Annotated in this window: 17 protein-coding genes; 13 read left to right on the top strand and 4 right to left on the bottom strand. The window is 60.4% G+C overall.

Features of this window, described 5'->3' with window-relative positions:
• The 4 genes from ACKUUJ_RS08330 to ACKUUJ_RS08315 form a co-directional block, all read left to right on the top strand.
• Window positions 1–442, top strand: a 442-nt coding sequence (locus tag ACKUUJ_RS08330; RefSeq protein ID WP_409065273.1) for a hypothetical protein, incomplete at its 5' end; no start/stop codon positions are given.
• A 153-nt stretch (window positions 443–595) separates the two neighbouring features.
• Window positions 596–835 (top strand): hypothetical protein, encoded by a 240-nt coding sequence (locus ACKUUJ_RS08325; RefSeq protein ID WP_118081513.1) that lies wholly within the window; start codon window positions 596–598, stop codon window positions 833–835.
• A 40-nt stretch (window positions 836–875) separates the two neighbouring features.
• Window positions 876–1,514, top strand: a complete 639-nt coding sequence (locus ACKUUJ_RS08320; protein ID WP_409065272.1) for a metallophosphoesterase — start codon at window positions 876–878, stop codon at window positions 1,512–1,514.
• A complete protein-coding gene (locus ACKUUJ_RS08315) occupies window positions 1,511–2,236 on the top strand; it encodes a metallophosphoesterase (RefSeq protein WP_409065271.1) in 726 nt (241 codons plus the stop codon). Before ACKUUJ_RS08320 ends, ACKUUJ_RS08315 begins: the two co-directional genes overlap by 4 nt.
• 15 nt (window positions 2,237–2,251) lie before the next feature.
• Here ACKUUJ_RS08315 and gluQRS read toward each other — a convergent pair whose 3' ends face one another.
• The gene (gene gluQRS / locus ACKUUJ_RS08310; RefSeq protein WP_409065270.1) at window positions 2,252–3,253 is read right to left on the bottom strand and encodes a tRNA glutamyl-Q(34) synthetase GluQRS; all 1,002 of its coding nucleotides are present in this window, start codon (window positions 3,251–3,253) and stop codon (window positions 2,252–2,254) included.
• Window positions 3,254–3,709: 456 nt separating this feature from the next.
• Between gluQRS and ACKUUJ_RS08305 the strand changes: the two genes are divergently transcribed.
• The gene (locus ACKUUJ_RS08305) at window positions 3,710–5,656 is read left to right on the top strand and encodes a DUF2207 family protein (RefSeq protein WP_409065269.1); all 1,947 of its coding nucleotides are present in this window, start codon (window positions 3,710–3,712) and stop codon (window positions 5,654–5,656) included.
• Window positions 5,657–5,845: 189 nt separating this feature from the next.
• Here ACKUUJ_RS08305 and ACKUUJ_RS08300 read toward each other — a convergent pair whose 3' ends face one another.
• Window positions 5,846–6,487: a GNAT family N-acetyltransferase gene (locus ACKUUJ_RS08300; RefSeq protein ID WP_409065268.1), complete on the bottom strand. Its 642-nt coding sequence runs from the start codon at window positions 6,485–6,487 to the stop codon at window positions 5,846–5,848.
• A 277-nt stretch (window positions 6,488–6,764) separates the two neighbouring features.
• Here ACKUUJ_RS08300 and purH point away from each other — a divergent pair, with 277 nt between their 5' ends.
• The 4 genes from purH (at window position 6,765) to ACKUUJ_RS08280 (ending at window position 11,086) form a co-directional block, all read left to right on the top strand.
• Window positions 6,765–8,372, top strand: a complete 1,608-nt coding sequence (purH, locus tag ACKUUJ_RS08295; RefSeq protein WP_022093847.1) for a bifunctional phosphoribosylaminoimidazolecarboxamide formyltransferase/IMP cyclohydrolase — start codon at window positions 6,765–6,767, stop codon at window positions 8,370–8,372.
• A gap of 81 nt (window positions 8,373–8,453) precedes the next feature.
• Window positions 8,454–9,185 (top strand): hypothetical protein, encoded by a 732-nt coding sequence (locus tag ACKUUJ_RS08290; RefSeq protein ID WP_409065267.1) that lies wholly within the window; start codon window positions 8,454–8,456, stop codon window positions 9,183–9,185.
• Window positions 9,186–9,361: 176 nt separating this feature from the next.
• A complete protein-coding gene (locus tag ACKUUJ_RS08285) occupies window positions 9,362–10,033 on the top strand; it encodes a response regulator transcription factor (protein ID WP_161115889.1) in 672 nt (223 codons plus the stop codon).
• 9 nt (window positions 10,034–10,042) lie between these two features.
• Entirely contained in the window at window positions 10,043–11,086 is a 1,044-nt protein-coding gene (locus ACKUUJ_RS08280) for a sensor histidine kinase (RefSeq protein ID WP_161115888.1), read from the top strand.
• A gap of 220 nt (window positions 11,087–11,306) precedes the next feature.
• On the opposite strand, the gene ACKUUJ_RS08275 is transcribed toward ACKUUJ_RS08280, so the two are convergent.
• Complete coding sequence (locus ACKUUJ_RS08275; protein ID WP_006235921.1) at window positions 11,307–11,744, bottom strand: universal stress protein; 438 nt, start codon at window positions 11,742–11,744, stop codon at window positions 11,307–11,309.
• A gap of 247 nt (window positions 11,745–11,991) precedes the next feature.
• Here ACKUUJ_RS08275 and ACKUUJ_RS08270 point away from each other — a divergent pair, with 247 nt between their 5' ends.
• From ACKUUJ_RS08270 to ACKUUJ_RS08255, 4 genes are all read left to right on the top strand, one after another.
• A complete protein-coding gene (locus tag ACKUUJ_RS08270) occupies window positions 11,992–12,966 on the top strand; it encodes an undecaprenyl-diphosphate phosphatase (RefSeq protein ID WP_409065266.1) in 975 nt (324 codons plus the stop codon).
• 355 nt (window positions 12,967–13,321) lie between these two features.
• The gene (locus ACKUUJ_RS08265) at window positions 13,322–16,222 is read left to right on the top strand and encodes an ATP-dependent helicase (RefSeq protein ID WP_409065265.1); all 2,901 of its coding nucleotides are present in this window, start codon (window positions 13,322–13,324) and stop codon (window positions 16,220–16,222) included.
• A 371-nt stretch (window positions 16,223–16,593) separates the two neighbouring features.
• Window positions 16,594–17,616, top strand: coding sequence for a hypothetical protein (locus ACKUUJ_RS08260; RefSeq protein WP_152068459.1), 1,023 nt, complete (start codon window positions 16,594–16,596; stop codon window positions 17,614–17,616).
• On the top strand, window positions 17,604–18,371 hold the full coding sequence (locus ACKUUJ_RS08255) for a hypothetical protein (protein WP_152068460.1): 768 nt from the start codon (window positions 17,604–17,606) through the stop codon (window positions 18,369–18,371). The genes ACKUUJ_RS08260 and ACKUUJ_RS08255 overlap by 13 nt, the downstream gene beginning before the upstream one ends.
• Before the next feature lie 242 nt (window positions 18,372–18,613).
• Here the strand turns inward: ACKUUJ_RS08255 and ACKUUJ_RS08250 are convergent, their stop codons facing one another.
• A complete protein-coding gene (locus ACKUUJ_RS08250) occupies window positions 18,614–19,546 on the bottom strand; it encodes a type I phosphomannose isomerase catalytic subunit (protein WP_409065264.1) in 933 nt (310 codons plus the stop codon).
• Window positions 19,547–19,551 lie beyond the last annotated feature (5 nt).

Here is a 19,551-nt window from a genome sequence, read left to right as displayed (position 1 = left end):
GGGCCTTTTCTTTTCGTTACCGGAGGGGCTGTGTGCTTTGCTTCCCGCGCCGCTTTTATCTTCAAGATTAATTAAGGAGGGACATATGCAAATTAGAGGAGAGGCCGCGATTGCCTGTGGGTTCATGGCGGGCTTGGCAACGGGGCTGCTGTTCGATGGATGTTTCGACAGCTACATCAATCGATTCTGCGATTCTGATTTTCCGAGAGGCTGGCCTCGGAAAACGGCACCGGCTCGTCAAAAGGCGGATGCGCCCATCAAGTCCCGCAGCGTGGCTGCTTCAAAAACCAAGGTGATCGTCATCAAGAACGGCAAGATTTATCACCGTTCTGGGGGATGCAAAAACCTTCCTCAAAATGCCATTAGAACAAGCGTGCCACTGGCGACCGCGCTCAAACGAGGAAAGACCCCCTGTTCAGTATGTTGCCCGCCAGCGGCTTAGACGATTCTTCGGGGGTGTTCTGCAAGGACATGGGTCCCTGCGGATACATGGGTTTAAAAACGTGTCCGCACGGCATGGGACACTTACCCTGCCGCCCTGCTCTGCCGCGGCGGCATGTACCCAAACAACGATCCTCTAAGGAGTTCGATACCAATGAGCGATAACACCAAGCATCTCGCAAAGAAGTGCGTCAAGGACGCGGGGCCGTGCCTCGCGTTGTGCCTTGCCGGCGCAGCGGTCGCGCTGCTGGCTGTTCTGGGGCCATTCGACGTGCTCCGAAGTGCCAGTTCTCTGCACGTTTGCATGGCCCTTGCCGGCGCCATGATGACCGGCGGCGTACTCGATCTGATTTTTTGGGTGCTCGACCCGTTTGGATGGAAGAACGAGGGGTAAGCCCTAAGGGATGGATACCCCGCAGCAACAGGAGGTCCCCGTGATCTGGTTTACCGGCGATACTCACTTTGGACACGAGAACATGCTACGGCTTAGCGATAGGCCTTGGTCGACTGTTGCGCAGATGAACGATGCCATGGTCGCCAACATTAACAGCAAGGTTGCTGCGGATGACGAGCTCTACATCTTGGGTGACTTTAGCTTTAAGATGACGGTCCAAGACGCCTACGAGCTGCGCAAAAGCATTGCCTGCAAGCGCGTCCATCTGCTGCCCGGCAACCACGACAAAGACTGGACGCAGCCTGCGGTAGCGGATGCTTTTATCGTCGAGCCGCCCATTTGCGCGCTCAAGATCAACTGCCAAAAAATCGTGCTGAGCCACTATCCCATGGTCGACTGGCAGGGCATGTCGCACGGCAGCTGGCATTTGCACGGGCATATCCACAGTTGCGGCGGCGCATACAACGAGTTCAACCGCAGGCAGGGACTGCTGCGCTATGACGTGGGCGTGGACGCCAACAGCTACGCCCCGGTGAGCTTGGAGGAGCTCAAAGCTTGGTTTGCGCAGGTAGACGAGCCGATGTGTTGCGTTAAATGGCCGTGGTGGGTCAATGCCACGGGCGACGAGCAGGTCGAGCACGATCTCGAAAGTTATAAGAGGGAAGTGGTGATCCGATGACGGTCTATGTGACGGGCGATATTCACGGCGGCCTCGACATGCAAAAGCTGCGCGATTGGGACCTTGGGGATAGCCTGACGAGCGACGACTATCTCATCGTCGCGGGCGACTTTGGCTTTCCGTGGGATTTCTCTGCCGAGGAGTGCGCCGACATCGCCTGGCTGGAATCGCGTCCCTATACCGCGCTGTTCGTCGACGGCAACCACGAGCGTTTCGATCATTGGGCGGAGCGCCCCATGGAGTTGTGGCACGGTGGGCTGACGCAGCGCCTATCGGATACCTCTCCCATCCGACGCCTGACGCGCGGCGAGGTTTTTGAGCTCGATGACTCAACGATCTTTACTATGGGCGGTGCCACGAGCGTGGACAAGGAATACCGCATACCGTATTCCAGCTGGTGGCCACAGGAGCTGCCGGACGAGCGCAACTTTGAGGAGGCGCGGGCAAAGCTCGACAGCGTGGGCTGGAAGGTCGACTACGTGATCACCCACACCTGCTCTACGCGCATGCTTTCGCCCACGCTCTATCCGGCACCCGGCTGGAATTGCCCCGGCGTTGATCGTCTTACTGCATTTTTCGATGAGCTGGAAGACCGCTTGGATTATAAGCGCTGGTACTACGGGCATTTTCATCGGGATGCCAACCCGGCCGAGCGCCACACCGTGCTCTATGACTGCATCGTTCGCTTGGGTGACGAACTCCAGCCCTGGGATGTTGCGTAGAGGCGGGGTGGCTGGCTACTCGACCGTTACAGTGATGTTCTCCCGATGCGTACGGATAACATCCCAGCTAAAGTGCTCGACCAGCTGCTCGGCAGAGCGCGGTGTGGCGTCCGGCGCGATGCCCGTTTGCCCGGCGAGCCATCCCAGCAGCGTCTCGGGCGTGCCAAAGCGTGCGCGTAGTTCGCCCAGGTCCAAATCGCGGTCTCGCTTGGAAAGGCGGCGGCCATCCGGCGACATGAGCAGCGGAATGTGTGCGTAGTGCGGCGTTGGAAGTCCCAGCAGATGCTGCAGGTAGATTTGGCGCGGCGTGGAGCCCAGCAGGTCGCATCCGCGCACAACCTCGGTGACGCCCATGGCAGCGTCGTCGACCACCACGGCCAGCTGATAGGCAAACACGCCGTCGCTGCGGCGCACCAAAAAGTCTCCGCACTCGGTGGCGAGTGCCTCGCATTGGGCTCCGTACGTGCGGTCCACGAATTCGATCACGTCGTCTGCGAGGTCGTCGACGACGGGCACGCGCAGGCGCGTGGCCGGAGCGCGCAGGATGCTGCGGCGGGCAACCTCTTCGGCAGAAAGGCCTCGGCAGGCGCCGCGGTAGATGGGCGTGCCGTCGCTCGCGTGCGGTGCGCTCGCGGCATGGAGTTCGGCGCGCGTGCAAAAGCAGGGATAGGTGAGGCCGGCGTCTTGCAGTTGATGCAGAGCACGCTCGTACAGGTCTAGGCGATCATGCTGGTAGTAGGGGCCTTCGTCCCACTCAAGCCCTAGCCAGGCCAGGTCGTCAATCAGTTGGGCGGCAAGTTCCGGGCGCTTACAGCGATCGTCCAGGTCCTCGATGCGCAACACGATGCCGCCGCCCTGGCTGCGGGCCGAAAGCCACGAGCACAGACAGCTGAACACGTTGCCCAGGTGCATGCGGCCCGAGGGCGACGGGGCGAAGCGTCCCACGACGGGGGTGGGCTCTGCCGTTGCCGGTGCGTCCGCGGCGTGTGTTGCTATGTTGCGTGCGTTGATATCCATGCGGACGAGTATAGCGCGGGAGGTGGGGGAGGCACCGGCTCGACAGCTCGATCGCCACCCGCCAGCCCAACCCCTCAAACGACAGAAACCCCGGCAGCTCTTCGCAACTGCCGGGGTTTCCGCGGAAAAGGGGGACATGATCCTCAAGCGAACGGCAAAGGGGCAAACCGTGTTCGCTCAACTGCTTTATGCCCCCTTGCTCGCGGACTCAATCAGTGCGCATGCGGCAACACAAAGCCGCTACACCTGTGACGGAGCTATGAAGTGGTATCTATTGCCGGAGCGGGCTATGCCAAGGAGTGTCCCAGATTGCCGGCAGATAAGGAACGTCCCCAGGTGCCGGCCGCGGGCGTGACTTTCGTCCCGTTTGATACTCCGCTGGCCTAGATGTTCGTCATGTGCGCCCGTAAACGTGGGACAATGGCGTTGCTGGTATCACAGACAAAGGATGTGCCTATGAACGCCCCCGTTGCCAAAACCTGTCGGCAGCGCCGCCTGTTTGCGCGATTCGCTTCCGTCTGCGCGCTCGTTGCGCTTGCGTTGTTGCTGCTGCCTGCCGCCGCGCACGCCGACGGCTACTCCATGACCCAAACCTACATCAGTGCCACGGTCGAGGCCGATGGATCGCTGACCGTTGTCGAGGGACGCCAGTTTGATTTCGACGACGACATCAACGGCGTGTTTTGGGAGATCAATACGGGCACCAACCAGCAGGGCGGCACGGCGGACGTTGACGTGCTGAGTGTCGAGGAAGAGGACACCGCGTTTAACAAAGTCGATAGCGCGAACAAGGGCGATTCTGGCGTCTACACGGTCGAGCAGGCCGGTGACGGCGTAAGGATTAAGGTGTTCAGCCCCCACGAGAGCGGCGACAGCGCGATCTATTACGTGAGCTACACCATGACCGGTGCGGTTATGAACTGGGCCGATACCGCCGAGCTCTACTGGAAGTTCGTGGGCGACGGCTGGTCTGCGGATTCCGACGATGTCGAGATGGAAGTGCGCTTCGCAAATGCCGCTGCCGGGACGGCGGCCGTCAAAGGCGATAACTTCCGCGCATGGGGCCACGGTCCGCTGGCGGGCGACGTGTCGCTCGATGAGGACGAGCCCATGGTCACCTATACCATTCCCTGCGTGCATCAGGGCGAATTCGCCGAGGCACGCATCGCCTTCCCCAGCGACTGGGTGCCGCAGCTTGCCGCCTCGGGCGAAGAGCGCATGTCAACGATCCTGAGCGAAGAGAAGGAATGGGCCGACGAAGCTAACGCCCGCCGTGAGCACGCGCGTGCGGTTGCCGGCGCGATTGCCGTGATGTGTGTTGTTGTGGCGGTTGCCTATACCGGTGTAATCGTGATGCTCAAGCTGCGCAGGCCCAAGTCCAAGCCGCTCTTCCAGGACGAGTACTTCCGCGATGTGCCCTCCGCCGATCATCCCGCGGTGCTTGCAGCTCTTATGAGCTGGAACGACGTGCCCGATCAGGCATATATCGCCACACTGATGAAGCTGACCGACGACCGCGTGATCAAGCTGGAAGAAGCGACCGAGACCAAGAAGAAGGGTCTGCTCCGTCGCGAAAAAGAGGAGCAGACGTATCGCATCACAGTGACCGACGAGGCCTGGAAGGCTGCCAAGAAGGACGGCATCGATCGCGATGTGCTCAAGGTCTTCTTCGCCGGCGTTAAGCCCGATAAGGACGGAGTCCGTTCGCGCACGTTTAGCGAGCTGGAGGAGTACGCTAGCGAGCGCACCACATCTGTTGGCGACAAGCTCGAGGACTATCAGAGCACAGTTAAGGCCAAGCTGGAGGCGCGCGAGCTTATTGCATCGGATGGCACTATCGCGATGGTGGCCGGCCTGGTTCTTGGCATCATCATTGTCTTTGGCATTTTGGGCTCTCTGTTCTATACCGACTTTGCGGACGCCAACGTCGGTGCCGCTATGATCTCGATCCCCGTCACGATTGTGGGCTTTGTCCTGAGCTGCACCTTCCGCCGTTACACGCCGGAGGGCGCCGAGGTGGCGGCTCGCTGCAAGGCGCTCAAGCATTGGCTCGAGGACTTTACGCGCCTGAAGGAGGCCATCCCCAGCGACCTGATCTTGTGGAACAAACTGCTGGTGATGGGCGTTGCCCTGGGCGTTTCGAAAGAAGTGCTGCGACAGCTGGCCGAGGCCGTGCCTGCGGACCTGCGCAACAGCGACGATTTCTACGACAACTACCCCTGCTACTGGTGGTATTACCATCACTACGGCAACGAGTCTCCGCTCGATTCGTTTAACGATGTGTATCACGAGACCATCCGCGAGCTGGCTTCGAGTTCCGATAGCTCGAGCGGCGGTAGCGGCGGCGGCTTTTCCGGTGGCGGCGGTGGCGGCGTCGGCGGAGGCGGCGGCGGAACGTTCTAACGGTCGTAAATTATGGGATGGGCTTTTCTCGACAGCCGTCGGGGAAAGCCCATCCCCTTTTTACGCGCTACCTACGAAGACTGTCCCCAGCGACTAATCATTTAAGAACGTCCCCAACGACTAGGTGCGGTTGCTGTCAAGGAGTGTCCCGGGGTGCCGGCACAAAAGGAACGTCCCTAACTGCCGGGTTTAGGCTGTTAGGTCGAGTTCGTAGAGGAAGCTTTCGCGCGGCATGTCGTGACGGCGCTCTTCGCGGTTGGCGCGGTGCGTGGCCGTGCGCTTAAAGCCATGCAGCTCGTAGAACTTCCACGAGCAGTTGGAGTCGGTGTACAGGTGCGCCCTCGTCGCCCCGCGCGAGGATAGGTACGAGACTGCGGCGTCGAGCAACACCGAGCCAACGCCCAGGCCATGGACGTTGCGATCTACGGCAAGCAGCGTGACCTCGTTGTCGTGTGGCAACGGGCTGCTTTCGAGCAGGCGGTTGTTGGTTCGGATGGTTGCGCGCACAAACGAGAGATACTCGGCGCAGGCATCGGGCTCCAGCTCGCGCATTTGCGATAGCAGTGCGCGTTCGGTATCCAGCCAATGTTCCTTAACGGTGGCGCCGGAGCTCTGTCCCGCACGCGCGAGCGCAATGCCGCGCGCCTGACCGTCGATTACGGCAACCTGCGAAAACGTCGAAGACGAAAGGCAATAGGCGAGGTCGCACGCGGCCTCGAGGCGGTTGTACTCATCGTTATCCGAATTGTTATGCCAAAGCTGCTGCAGAATCAACGCGATGGCGTCGAAGTCTTCGGTATCAAACGGTCGGTAGAGAACCCGCGAGACCATGGTGCCTCTTTCTTTTGCGGATGCATATCGAGCACAGTTCTACCACGCTATTGGCATCTAATTATGGTGCCCCTGTGTTCCATGAACTCACCGTGCCCGGTGCCGTGCCCATCCCCTCCGCTCGCAAACTTTTTCTGCATATGCGCCCGTTGCGGGGTGCATCGATGCGCTCGATGCGCTACATTGAATCAGTATTTTCAATGCCGCTGCGCGAGCGCTGCAGATCGACGTATCACCGGCTCACAGAGCACGGCGGCGTACCAGACAGGAGGACTGCATGGGATCTGATGTGAAGATCGCACGCGCGTTGATCTCGGTTACCGATAAGACGGGCGTCGTCGATTTCGCACGGACGCTGGTCGATGACTTTGGCGTCGAGATCATCTCTACGGGCGGCACGGCTCGTGCCATCGAGGACGCGGGCGTCCCCGTAACCCCCATCGAGGAGTTCACGGGCTATCCCGAGATGATGGACGGCCGCGTTAAGACCCTGCACCCCAAGGTTCACGGCGCGCTGCTGGCCCGCCGCGATTCCGAGCAGCACATGCAGGAGGCGGCACAGCACGGCATTAAGCTGATCGACCTGGTCGTCGTCAACCTGTACGAGTTCGAGAAGACCGTCGCCAACCCCGAGGTCACCTTCGCGGATGCCATCGAGCACATCGACATCGGTGGCCCCTCCATGCTGCGCTCTGCCGCCAAGAACGCCACGAGCGTTACCGTCATCTCCGACCCGGCCGACTATGATGCCGTCCTGGCCGAGATGCACGAGACCGGTGGCTGCACCACGCTTTCCACCCGTCGCCGCCTGCAGGTGAAGGTCTACCAGACCACCGCCGCCTACGACACGGCTATCTCCCGTTGGCTTGCCGCCCAGGCAAGCGATGTGGCGGACACCTCTGCCAAGCTCGAGATCTCGCTGGAGAAGGTCGACGACCTGCGCTATGGCGAGAACCCGCAGCAGAAGGCCACGGTCTATCGCTTTGCCGAGGGCTGCGAGAATACCGCGAGCTCGCAGTTCCCGCTCGTGGGCTCCGAGCAGATCCAGGGCAAGCCGCTCAGCTACAACAACTATCTGGATGCCGACGCCGCTTGGAACCTGGTCCGCGAGTTCGACGAGCCGGCCTGCGTGATCCTCAAGCATCAGAACCCCTGCGGCTCCGCCGTGGCCGAGGACATCACGGCCGCCTACGACCGCGCCTTCGCCTGCGATCCCAAGAGCGCCTTCGGCGGCATCATCGCCTGCAACCGCGAGGTTCCCTATGAGCTGGTTGAGCACTTTGCCGATCAGAACAAGCAGTTCGTCGAGGTCATCATCGCCCCGAGCTACACTGCCGAGGCACTCGAGCGCATGGCCAAGCGCCCCAACCTGCGCGTGCTGGCTACCGGCGGCGTGGACCACGGCGCCCAGGTGGAGCTGCGCTCCATCGACGGCGGCATGCTGGTGCAGGAGGTCGACCATGTGACTGAGGATCCCGCGACCTTTACGTTCCCCACCGACCGCAAGCCCACCGACGCCGAGATGGCCGAGCTCGAGTTTGCCTGGAAGGTCTGCAAGGGCGTTAAGTCCAACGCCATCCTGGTCTCCAAGGGTAAGGCCGGCATTGGCATGGGCCCGGGTCAGCCTAACCGCGTTGACTCTGCGCTGCTTGCCTGCGAGCGTGCCGAGGACTTCTGCGAGCGCGAGGGCGTGGAGAAGGGCGGCTTTGCCTGTGCAAGCGACGCGTTCTTCCCGTTCCGCGACAATGTCGACGTGCTTGCTGCACACGGCGTGACCTGCATCATTCAGCCCGGCGGCTCCAAGCGCGACGACGAGAGCATCCAGGCCTGCAATGAGCACAATATTGCTATGGTGTTTACGGGCGCTCGCCACTTCCGCCACTAAGTTCCGCCTTGGGACAAAATAATCTCCGCAAAAGACGGCTGCTCCGTTTGGAGGGCCGTCTTTTTGGTATAAGAGGACGGAATGACTAACACGAAAGGTATGACCATGCCCCAGATTGATGATGCCGAGCTGTTTGGCAATGCCGAGGATCAGCGTGCGTACGAGGACTTTTGCGCCAATCAGGAGGCGGTCGAGAAATTCACGCTCGACAAGCCCGCGCTTGTCTGCCGTTGGCGCATGTCCAATAAAAAGGTGCCCATGCTCAACCGCCACATTCGCGCACTGTCCGAGCGCCTGGTGCAGGGCGAGCCGCTTACCCATAACATGCTCAGCTGGGCCAAGCAGCACGTTGAGTGGTCGCTTGCCGAGGGCGATTACACCGCACGCGACGGCGTGCTCATGCTGGTGATCGACGTTAACGGCAATGCCGCCATGACGGTGGGGGAGTACGAGCCGCTAACCGATACGTCGGCCAAGGCGCTACGTGCCCGCTCCGCCGAGGCCCGCTCCGAGGCCGACGAAACCGGCGTGGCGCCCGAGCTGCTCGCCGCCGTCGATAACGGCGAGCTTGCCTTTGTGGCGCCAGCGGACGAGTGCCTGTGCGGCACGGCGACGCTCATCGAGCAGTTGGCCCAGACCAAGAACATCCCGGTCACGCGCGTAGATATTTCCGCGCAGCTTAAGGGCGCGCTGTTCCTGGTGAGCGACGAGCACGGCGTGGTCCCCGCTGCCGAGACGGACGCCGCCGAGGCGGACGCCGCTACGGTCGCCTTCTTCGCCGAAGGCTACGAAAAGCTCCGTGCCCGCCGCTAAATGATGTTTCTGGGACGGGGATTAAAAACTCATTTAATTCCCGTGCTCGTCGCGAGCGAGGGGCAAGCCTCTGCCACTCGCGAACAGTTCTGTCACTTTGGTGCCGCGTGAGGCGCGTATCTGCGGATCCGCGGTCATAATGGGGCAAGATAACCAAGAGGGGGGGGGCGGAATCCATGGCGCTAATCTATATCGTTGAGGACGACGAGCCCATTCGTCGTGAGCTTATCGACATCCTTGCCCGCGCCGGGTTTGAAATCGAGGCCTGCGAATCGTTTGAGCATGTCTCGCGCGATATTCTCGCCGCCGCGCCCGACCTGGTGCTGCTCGACCTGACGCTTCCCGTCAAGGACGGCCAGCATATCTGCCATGAGGTTCGCCGCGAATCCGAGGTTCCCATCATCGTCCTCACGTCGCGCGCGACCGAGATTGACGAGGTCATGGCCATGACGCTCGGCGCGGATGACTTTGTTCCCAAGCCCTACAGCGCGCGCGTGCTCGTGGCGCGCATCAACGCACTGCTGCGTCGTACCGCGGCGGCGGGCGAGCGCAGCACACTTGTTCACAAGGGCCTGGAGCTCGATCTCGCTCGCTCCATGGTCACCAACATGCAAACCGGCACCAGTACCGAGCTCACCAAAAACGAGCTGCGTATCCTCTCACTGCTTCTGAGCCGTGCGGGCAAGATTGTCTCGCGCTCGGCCATCATGCAGGACCTGTGGGACTCCGACGCCTTCGTGGACGACAATACGCTCACCGTCAACATCAACCGTCTGCGCACCACGCTCGAAAAAATCGGCATCAAGGGGTATTTGACCACGCACCGCGGCCAGGGCTATTCGGTCTAGGGGCTGGCTATGTCGTTTGGCAAGTTCTTTAAAGATGCGCTGCTTCCCGTCGCCGTGTGGACGTGCGGCGTGCTGCTGAGCTGCTTTGTGCTGACGGTCGCCGGCGCACCCATTTCTATCGTGGTCGTGGCGGTTGGCGTGTCCTTTATCTTTGGTATGCTCGGCATCGTGATCGAGTACGCTCGCCGTCGCCGTTTTCTGCGTCAGTTGGAGCGCGCGGCAGAGGAGCTCGAGAGTCCCGCATGGGTGCAGGAGATGGTGCAATGCCCGGCCTATGCCGAGGGCGAGCTCGAGTACGAGGTCTTGCGCCGGGTGGGCAAAGCCGCCTGCGACGAGGTTGCCGAAGGCCGGCGTCAGACCGATGACTACCGCGACTATATCGAGAGCTGGGTCCACGAGGCCAAGCTGCCCCTGGCGGCGGCCCATCTGATTTTGGAAAACCTGGACAGCAGCGAAGACGACCTGTCGCGCGTGGATGACCTGGGTCGCGAGCTGGCTCGCGTGGAGCGCTATATCGATCAAGCGCTGTACTACGCGCGCTCGGAAGTCGTGGAGCGCGACTACCTGATTCGCCGCTGGGATCTCAAGACCCTGGTGACGGGCGCGATTAAGGCCAATGCGCGTGAGCTCATCGCGGCGCACGTGGCTCCGGTGTGCGAGAACCTCGACTTTGAGGTCTTTACCGACGAGAAGTGGCTCGAGTTTATTCTGGGCCAGCTCATTCAGAACAGCATTAAATATGCGCGTGAGGACGGCGCAAAGATCGTGTTTTCGGGTGCGTTGCTGGACGAGGGTCTGGCAAGCGAGCGCATCGAGCTTACCGTCGCGGACAACGGCTGCGGCGTGTGTGCGGCAGACCTGCCGCGCGTGTTCGAGAAGGGCTTTACCGGCGACAACGGTCGCACCACCAAGCGCGCAACGGGCATCGGCCTCTACCTGGTGGCACGTCTGTGCTCCAAGATGGGCATCGACGTCACCGCGGCATCGGAGCCGGGCGAAGGCTTCGTCGTAACATTCGCTTTTTCAACGAACAAGTTCCAATACTTTGAGTAACGCACACGGCAGACGCCCGCCCAAACAAAAACGTGCCGCCTCAAACAAAACGTGCCGCCCCAAATGGGGCGGCACGCCATCTTTTATCAGCCAACTCGCTGAAGTACGGTGACGAAGGCGCAAGGCCGGGAGGGGTTATCAAAGCCGACATCCCGCAGCCGCGAAGCGGCGAGGACGTCGGCGTGATAACCCCGCAGGCCTTGCGCCGACGGGAAGGAACCTACTTCACGACCAAGATGTCGCAGTCCGTATTGCGCAGCAGGAACGTCGAAATCGAGCCCAGAAGCGCGTACTTAATTGAGGACAGGCCACGAGCGCCGCAGAGCACCAGGTCGGGCTTGACCACGTCGAGCATCTCGTCTTTGAGCGTCTCGCGAATGCGGCCGGCGCGAATCATGACCTCGACCTCGGGAATGTCGGGATTGGCCTTGGCCTCTTCGAGCTGCTTGGCGATGGAGTTCTTAAATGCCTCCTCTAGGCCGTTGACCAGATCGACCGGATAGGAACCGGCGCTCTCGAGTGCCGTGGAATCGATAACGTGGCCGATAATCAGCTTGGCGCCGTTGTTCGCGGCGACCTTGATGGCGCGTGCGAGCACAAAATCCTGCTGCTCAGTACCGTCGAGTGAAACAAATACCTTGGTGTAGCCCTCGTTCATGGTTTCCTCCTTGGTCTATCGCACGGGCGTGGGGCTCGTGCGTCGGGCGGGCGCGGATGCGTGGCCGCCGGACACTTTATCTTGTTGCAGTTATACCCAAGGATTTGGGTTTGACCGCTCGCAATTCTGTGAACGGGCGAGTTTTTTGGTAAGGGTAGGCGCAGGCGCGCCGCCAACGGTTGATAATGGGACATCGCCCGCACCGTCCGCAGAACAATATCGGCGGGTGTCTAACGAGGGGGTCCCTTTGGATATCATCGAGCTTCTAAAATCTGCCTTCATGGGCCTGGTCGAGGGCATCACCGAATGGCTGCCTGTTTCGTCGACCGGTCACATGATCTTGGTGGACGAGTTCGTCAAGATGAACGTGAGCGAGACGTTCTGGAATATGTTTCTGGTCGTGATTCAGCTTGGCGCCATTTTGGCCGTCTGCGTCCTGTTCTTCTACGATCTCAACCCGTTTTCTCCCAGCAAAGGCAAGGAGGGCCGTCGCGACACCTGGGTGCTGTGGGGCAAGATTGTGCTCGGCTGCATTCCCGCCGCGGCGATCGGTCTGCCGCTTAACGACTGGATGGAGGAGCATTTCTACAATGCTCCCGTCGTGGCGCTGGCGCTCATTGTGTACGGCGTGCTGTTTATCGTGATCGAGAACTGGCGCGCGAACAAGCGCGACCAGGCCTCTCTTGCCGGTTCGTTTGGTTCGCGTGCCGTGGTGGCGGGCGGACGCCCCGCTGGTGCGCATTTTGCCACTCCCGCTGCGGCTGCCGCTGCAGACGATGACGATAACCTGGACTTTGGCTCCATCACTACGCTCGAGGATCTGAGCTGGAAGACCGCGCTGGGTATCGGTTGCTTCCAAGTGCTTTCGCTGATTCCGGGCACATCGCGCTCCGGCTCCACGATCATCGGCGGCCTGCTACTGGGCTGCACGCGCTCGGTGGCGTCTAAGTTCACGTTCTTCCTGGCCATTCCCGTCATGTTTGGTGCGAGTGCGCTCAAGCTGGTCAAGTACTTTATTAAGGGCGGTACCTTCGGCACCAACGAGATCGCCATCCTGGGCGTGGGCTGCGTCGTCGCCTTTGTGGTGTCGCTTATCGCCATCAAGTGGCTTATGGGCTTCGTCCGCCGTCACGACTTCAAGTGCTTCGGCGTCTACCGCATCATCCTGGGCATCGTGGTGCTCGCGTACTTCTTTGTCCTGGAGCCTATGCTCGGCCTGTAACTTGGTTGACGCTGCGCGGCGGCCAGAGCGACAACTTGTCATTCAAAGGGGGCGGCATGACCAGAAGGTCTATGCCGCCCCTTTTCATGCCAATTTGTTCGCCCCGGCCACCGCTCGCTGCTGCTGCCATGACATCGGCGACGCCCTGATTGGTGCATTGGGGCCGGGTTACTTTGCAGCAACATGGTGCAGATCAACCTGACCCCATTGCGCCAAATCCGCTGGGGCGGGTCTGACGGTGGCGCACGGAGTCGTGGTGTGATTTGCGTCGGTGTCCGCGCGGCTCGGTATACTGGTACGGCTCAAACTATGGCGCTGCCCGCAGGCGCGCCGTCCGTCAGATGAGGAGTCGCCCATGACCCAGCCCCTGCCCTGGGAAAAGAACGCCGCGGTACCCGTGCCGCCCGCGCCGGAACCCGTGCCGCTCGATGCATACACCGCCCCTGCAGCGCCGGAGCCCGAGCTCGTCCCGCTCGACATCTACGACGCTCCCGCGCCGGCGCCCAAGCCCGCCAAGCCGCTCGTCGACATTGACAGCCTTAATCCCGCCCAGCGCGAGGCGGTCCTGTCCACCGAGGGTCCGTTGCTGGTGCTCGCCGGCGCCGGCTCGGGCAAGACCCGCGTCTTGACCTTCCGCATCGCACATATGCTTGGCGACCTGGGTGTTAAGCCTTGGCAGGTTCTTGCCATCACGTTTACCAACAAGGCCGCGGCCGAGATGCGCGAGCGTCTGGCGGCGCTCATTCCCAGCGGCACCCGCGGCATGTGGGTGTGCACCTTCCATGCCATGTGCGTGCGCATGCTGCGTGAGGACGCCGACTTGCTGGGCTATACCGGTCAGTTCACCATCTACGATGATGATGACTCAAAGCGCATGGTGCGTGACATTATGCAGGCGCTCGGCATCGAGCAAAAGCAGTTCCCCATCAACATGATCCGCAGCAAGATCAGCTCGGCCAAAAACGCCATGATCGGCCCCGAGGACATGCTCAAGAGCGCCGATAGCCCCAACGACAAAAAGGCCGCGCAAGTCTACCTGGAGCTGGAGCGCCGCCTGCGCGCCGCCAATGCGATGGACTTCGACGACCTGCTCGTGCGCGCGCTTGAGCTGCTGCGCACCCGCCCCGAGGTGCTCGATAAGTACCAAGAGCGCTTCCGCTACATTAGCGTCGACGAGTATCAGGACACCAACCACGTCCAGTACGAAATCGCCAACCTGCTGGCCGCCAAGTACCAAAACCTCATGGTCGTAGGCGACGATGACCAGTCCATTTATAGCTGGCGCGGCGCCGACATCACCAACATCCTGGACTTTGAGAAGGACTTTAAAAACTGCAAGACCGTCAAGCTGGAGCAGAACTATCGCTCCACGGGTCACATCCTGAGCGCCGCCAACGCCGTGGTGCGCCACAACTCGCAGCGCAAGGACAAGCGCCTGTTTACGGCCGAGGGCGATGGCGAGAAGATCCAGGCCTTCCAGGCGAGCGACGAGCGCGACGAGGGCCGCTGGATTGCCGGCGAGATCGAGAAGCTGCACGCCAAGGGTACGAGCTACGACGACATCGCCGTGTTCTACCGCACCAACGCCCAGTCGCGTATTCTCGAAGATATGTTCCTGCGCGCGGGCGTGCCCTACAAGATCGTGGGCGGCACGCGATTCTTCGACCGTGCCGAGATCCGCGACGTCATGGCCTACCTCAAGATGATCGTGAACCCGGCCGACGAGATGAGCGTCAAGCGCGTCATCAACACACCTCGCCGCGGCATCGGTTCCACCTCGATCCAAAAGATCGAGCAGCTGGCGCGCGACAACCACTGCTCGTTCTTCCAGGCTTGCGAGATCGCGTGCGCCGAGACCGGCATGTTTAGCGCCAAGGTGCGCAACGGCCTGTCGAGCTTTGTGTCGCTGGTGCGCGAGGGCCGCCGCATGGACGGCGAGCTCAAGGACGTCGTCGAGATGATTGTCGATAAGACGGGCTTGCTGCAGGCATTTCGCGCCGAGGGCACCATGGAGTCCGAGAGCCGCGCCGAGAACATCCAGGAATTCCTGGGCGTCGCTGCCGAATTTGAGGAGACGCACGAGGACATCGAGGGTACGCTCGAGAGCTTGGAAGAGCTGCGCGCAGCCGGTGTTGCCGACGTTCCTGCCGGCGCCGAGCCCGAGCCCGTCGTGGTGAGCGCGCCCGCGCCCGAACCGGGGCCGTCCGCCCCGGCATCCTCGTTTGAGGCACTCGTCGGCGCGCGCGATGCTGCAGGTTCCAATCCGCTCGATAGACTAGCCGCCCCGGCGCTCTCACCGCAGGATGCCCTGGCCGCTGCCATCGCGGGCAACGCGTATGCCGCGCCGACGGAGATGCCGGCGGGTGCCGTGCATGCCGACGAGATTGAGCGCACCTACGGTCCGCTCACCTGTAAGGCGCTGCCGGCACTCATGGAGTGGCTGGCCCTGCGCTCCGACTTGGATTCCCTGGCCGGCGAGACGCATGCCATCACAATGATGACCATCCACTCCGCCAAGGGCCTGGAGTTCCCGGCGGTGTTCGTGGCCGGCATGGAGGAGGGCATCTTCCCGCACGTGCACGACTTTGGCGGCAGCGATGACCCGGGTAAGCTCGAGGAGGAGCGTCGCCTGGCCTACGTCGCCATCACGCGCGCCCGTAAGCGCCTGTTCTTGACCTATGCGGCCACGCGTCGCACCTACGGCTCGACCTCTGCCAACCCGCGCTCGCGCTTCCTCAACGAGATTCCGTTTGAGGATATCGAGTTTAGCGGTATCGGTTCTGCCGGTTTTGAGGGAACGGGCTGGGAGAAGCGCGGCGACCGTCGCGGCACCTTTGGCTCGGGCATGGGCTCGGATATGTATGGCGGCAAGGTGTTTGGCTCGCATACGCGCTCGACCGGCGGTTCCGGTTCGCGCGGTGGATCGAGCTTTGACGATTTCTTTGGCGGCAGCAGCTACGGGACCGAGCGCCATCGTGGGGTCTCGCCCGACGCCGGCCGTGTTGCCTCGACCTTTGGCTCGGGCACACCGCGAGCCAAAAAGCCCTCGTCCAAGGTGTCCCCGACGGTGGAGCGCAAGGTTGATCGCGCCAGCGCGTCGCAGGACTTTGCCGCGGGCGATACCGTGAGCCACAAGACCTTTGGCACGGGTACCGTGATCTCGGTCGCCGGAGACATGATCGAGGTCCAGTTCGAAAAGACCGGCCAGACCAAAAAGCTGATGAAGGGCTTCGCGCCGATCGTTAAGCTGTCATAATCCCGGCGGACCTGGGCGGGCGTATGGGGCAACATCGCCTGCTCGGGCAGTCCTGCGCAAGACGGAGGCCACATTAAGTGGCCTCCTTTGCGTGCGGAACTCGCGATCGATGCTGCCCCATACGCCCGCCCAGGTCCTTGGGTAACGCTGCTTGCGAACGTCGCTTTGCTCGTTCGCTTTTTGATCTGGAGAGCCGGGTGGGCTGATAGAAAAATAGATGTGAGTAGGGGCTCTCCCATTTGATGAGCGGGGGAGCCTCTTTATTGCGTTTGGATTGTTTCTTATGACTTTAGGGATTGAGCGTTTTATACGATTCAGTATAATTTCAGATAGATACTAAAATGTAACTGAAATGAAAAGGGTGATTGGACATGCTGCTAAATTGTCTCCCAAAAAGACTCTTCTCTTTAGAGCTCGCCATCGACCCGGAGCCAGTTGAGATGCAGATTCCTCGCATGTATCTTGAACGGTATTCGCTTCGCTTGGCACGGCTTGGCATGTCTGAGCAGGGCCGTTTTATTGTTGCGGAACCTAAAGAACCGCCCAGTGTCATTTCGGCGCGAAATCTCGTCAATGCAGTGCTTACGTTAGATGCTCGTCCGGTGGCAATTTGCTGGGATGCTATGGATTTAGGTTTTATGCGCGCGCTTTCTTCGGAGGGAATCGCATATATCCGAGATGAGCGAAATGCGTTCCTGCCGTTTATCGGAGCCGTTATTTCCGATGAAGTGCTGGGTGCTTCTCCCGCTGCTCCGCTTTCGTCCCAATCTCAACGAATCGTCCTAAATCTCATTGCGGGACGATGGGTTGACTGCTCCGCCGGCGACCTAGCGCGTCTGTGTGGCAAAAGCGCGGCAAGCGTCAGCGGCTATCTTTCGGAAATCGCCGCTATAGCTCCTGGGTTGATTATGCGGGACGGCAAAAAGCGTATATTGTGTGACGCCGGGCTGTCGACCGAGACGTTGCTAGATGGGTTTGAGGACTATCTTCGCACGCCAGTTTTAGAGCGAATCCGGCTCAAGAAGGTTATCGAGAGAACAGAGCTACGTGCCGTTGATGCGCTGCTTTCCGGTGTGTCTGCCCTTAGCTATATGTCCGACCTTGCCCATGAAGACTCTGCTCCAACCATTGCTCTCGAAAAATATCAGCTAGAGGCCTTGAAAGAGCATATGGGCGACAGATGGCTGGAGGCTCAGTGGTACGAACCGGCGGCAGTTGTGATTGAGGTCTGGTCGTATCCCGTGGACGCGCCGTCCGATATTAGTTTTGACGCGACTGGTTTGCAGTGTGTCGACCCGTTTTCCTTATACGTTGCTTGCGCAAAAGCAGATTACAAAGAAGATCGTCTGCTCGACGCGGTCGAACAGCTCAGGAGGACGATATGTCAAAAGTGAGGGGAATAGAGCGATTTGCCGATGCCATGAGCGGCTGTAAAGGCGGTTACGTCCTTATTGGTGGAGGGGCCTGCAGCGTTCTATTTGACAATGAGGGCGATTCGTTTAGAGCTACTGAAGACTTGGATGTCGTCGTAATTGTTGATGGGAAAGGCGTTGAATTCGCCACTGCATTGTGGGCATTTATCAAAGCTGCCGGATATGAGACTGGAAAGGTCGGCGATGGAAGGTGCACTTACTATCGGTTCTGTTTGCCCGAAGGATCAAGGCAAGTCCTAGACTATCCCGGCCAAATTGAGCTATTTGCCCGACATCCTGATTTTGTGCTCGAAGATGAAACGAGCGAAGTGGCACCTCTTTCCTTTGACGGGGCCGTATCAAGTCTTTCGGCAATTATTCTCGACGATGGCTACTACGAATTTATTCGCGACAACGCAACGAACGTAGAGGGCATTACGTTGCTCGATGCGCTCCATATCATTCCCCTCAAGATGCGTGCACACATTGATATCAATAGGAGCTATGAAGAAGGGCGCCATTGCAACGATAAAGATCGACGAAAGCATCGCTCGGATATTGTTCGACTTGCGGGTTTGTTGCCGCCTTCGGCTCGCTTGGAGCTAATAGAGCAAATGAGGGCTGATGCCGGAGACTTCTTTGCGGACTTTTCTTCTTATGTAAATCGGCAGACCGATCGTAAAGAGAGAGCACGTCTTCAGGATACATTATCGTTTCTCGAAAAGGTCTACCTATAGGCACCTTGATTCGTTATGTATGGCGAGGGGCTCTCCCGTTTGATGAGCGGGGGAGCCCCTTGTTGCTTTTTGATTGTCGTAACTAGCCAGAGGCTCGTCGGGACGGGGCGCGGGGGTTTGGTCGATCGCGAGTTCCGCACGAGCCGGAGAGCACTTAATGTGCTCTCCGTGCGAGCAGGACTGTCCGAGCAGGCGACCAAACCCCCGCGCCCCGTCCCGACGAGCGCTTGGGGACCGGTGACCTACAGGTGGCTGATGATCAGTTCCATCTTGCCTTCGAGGTCGATGGAGCTGACGGTGCTCGGGGCCAGCAGGTGGCTTCCCTTGTGGACGGGGTCGCCGCAGACGGTGCCTTCGCCGTCGATGACCGACAGACACATGAAGGGCCAGCGCTGGTCGAGGGTCTTGCTGCCGTCGACACGCACGCGATCGACGGTGTAGCAGGAGTTAGACTCGAGCTCGGTCACGCCGTCCACCTCGGGCGCGGTCACCGTGCCGTCGGTCGGAGCCTGAGCATCAAAGTCGATGCAGTCGAGGCTCTGCTCAATGTGCAGCGGGCGCAGGTTGCCGTCAGTGCCGGGACGGTCGTAGTCGTACAGACGATACGTCACGTCGCTCGACTGCTGCGTCTCCAAAATGAGCGTGCCGGTCTTGATGGCGTGCACGGTACCGGAATCAATCTGGAAAAAGTCGCCCTTGTGAATCGGCAACACGTTGAGCATGTCGTCCCAACGGCCTTCCTCGATCATCTGTGCGGCCTCGACGCGGTCCTTGGCGCGCTGGCCGACGATGATCGTGGCACCGGGCTCGCAGTCCAGTACATACCAGCACTCGGTTTTGCCCAGGCTGCCGTTCTCGTGCTCGGCGGCGTACTCGTCGTTGGGATGAATCTGGATCGAAAGGTCGTCCTTGGCATCCAGAATCTTAATGAGCAGCGGGAACTCCTTGCCCTCGCAATTGCCAAAGAGCTCGCGGTGCTCGGCCCACAGCCATGAAAGCGTGTGGCCGGCATACGGGCCCTCCGCAATCTGGCAGTCACCGTTGGGATGGGCCGAGATGGCCCAGCACTCACCGATGGGACCCTCGGGAATGTCGTAGCCAAATACGGTTTCGAGTTGACGGCCGCCCCAGATTTTCTCGTGGAAGATCGGCGTCAGTTTAATCAAATCGGACATGTTCA

This window comes from Collinsella sp. wc0583 (assembly GCF_046116915.1).
In the GTDB taxonomy this organism is placed as follows: Bacteria; Actinomycetota; Coriobacteriia; order Coriobacteriales; family Coriobacteriaceae; genus Collinsella.
This window is presented reverse-complemented; position numbering and strand designations above follow the sequence as displayed.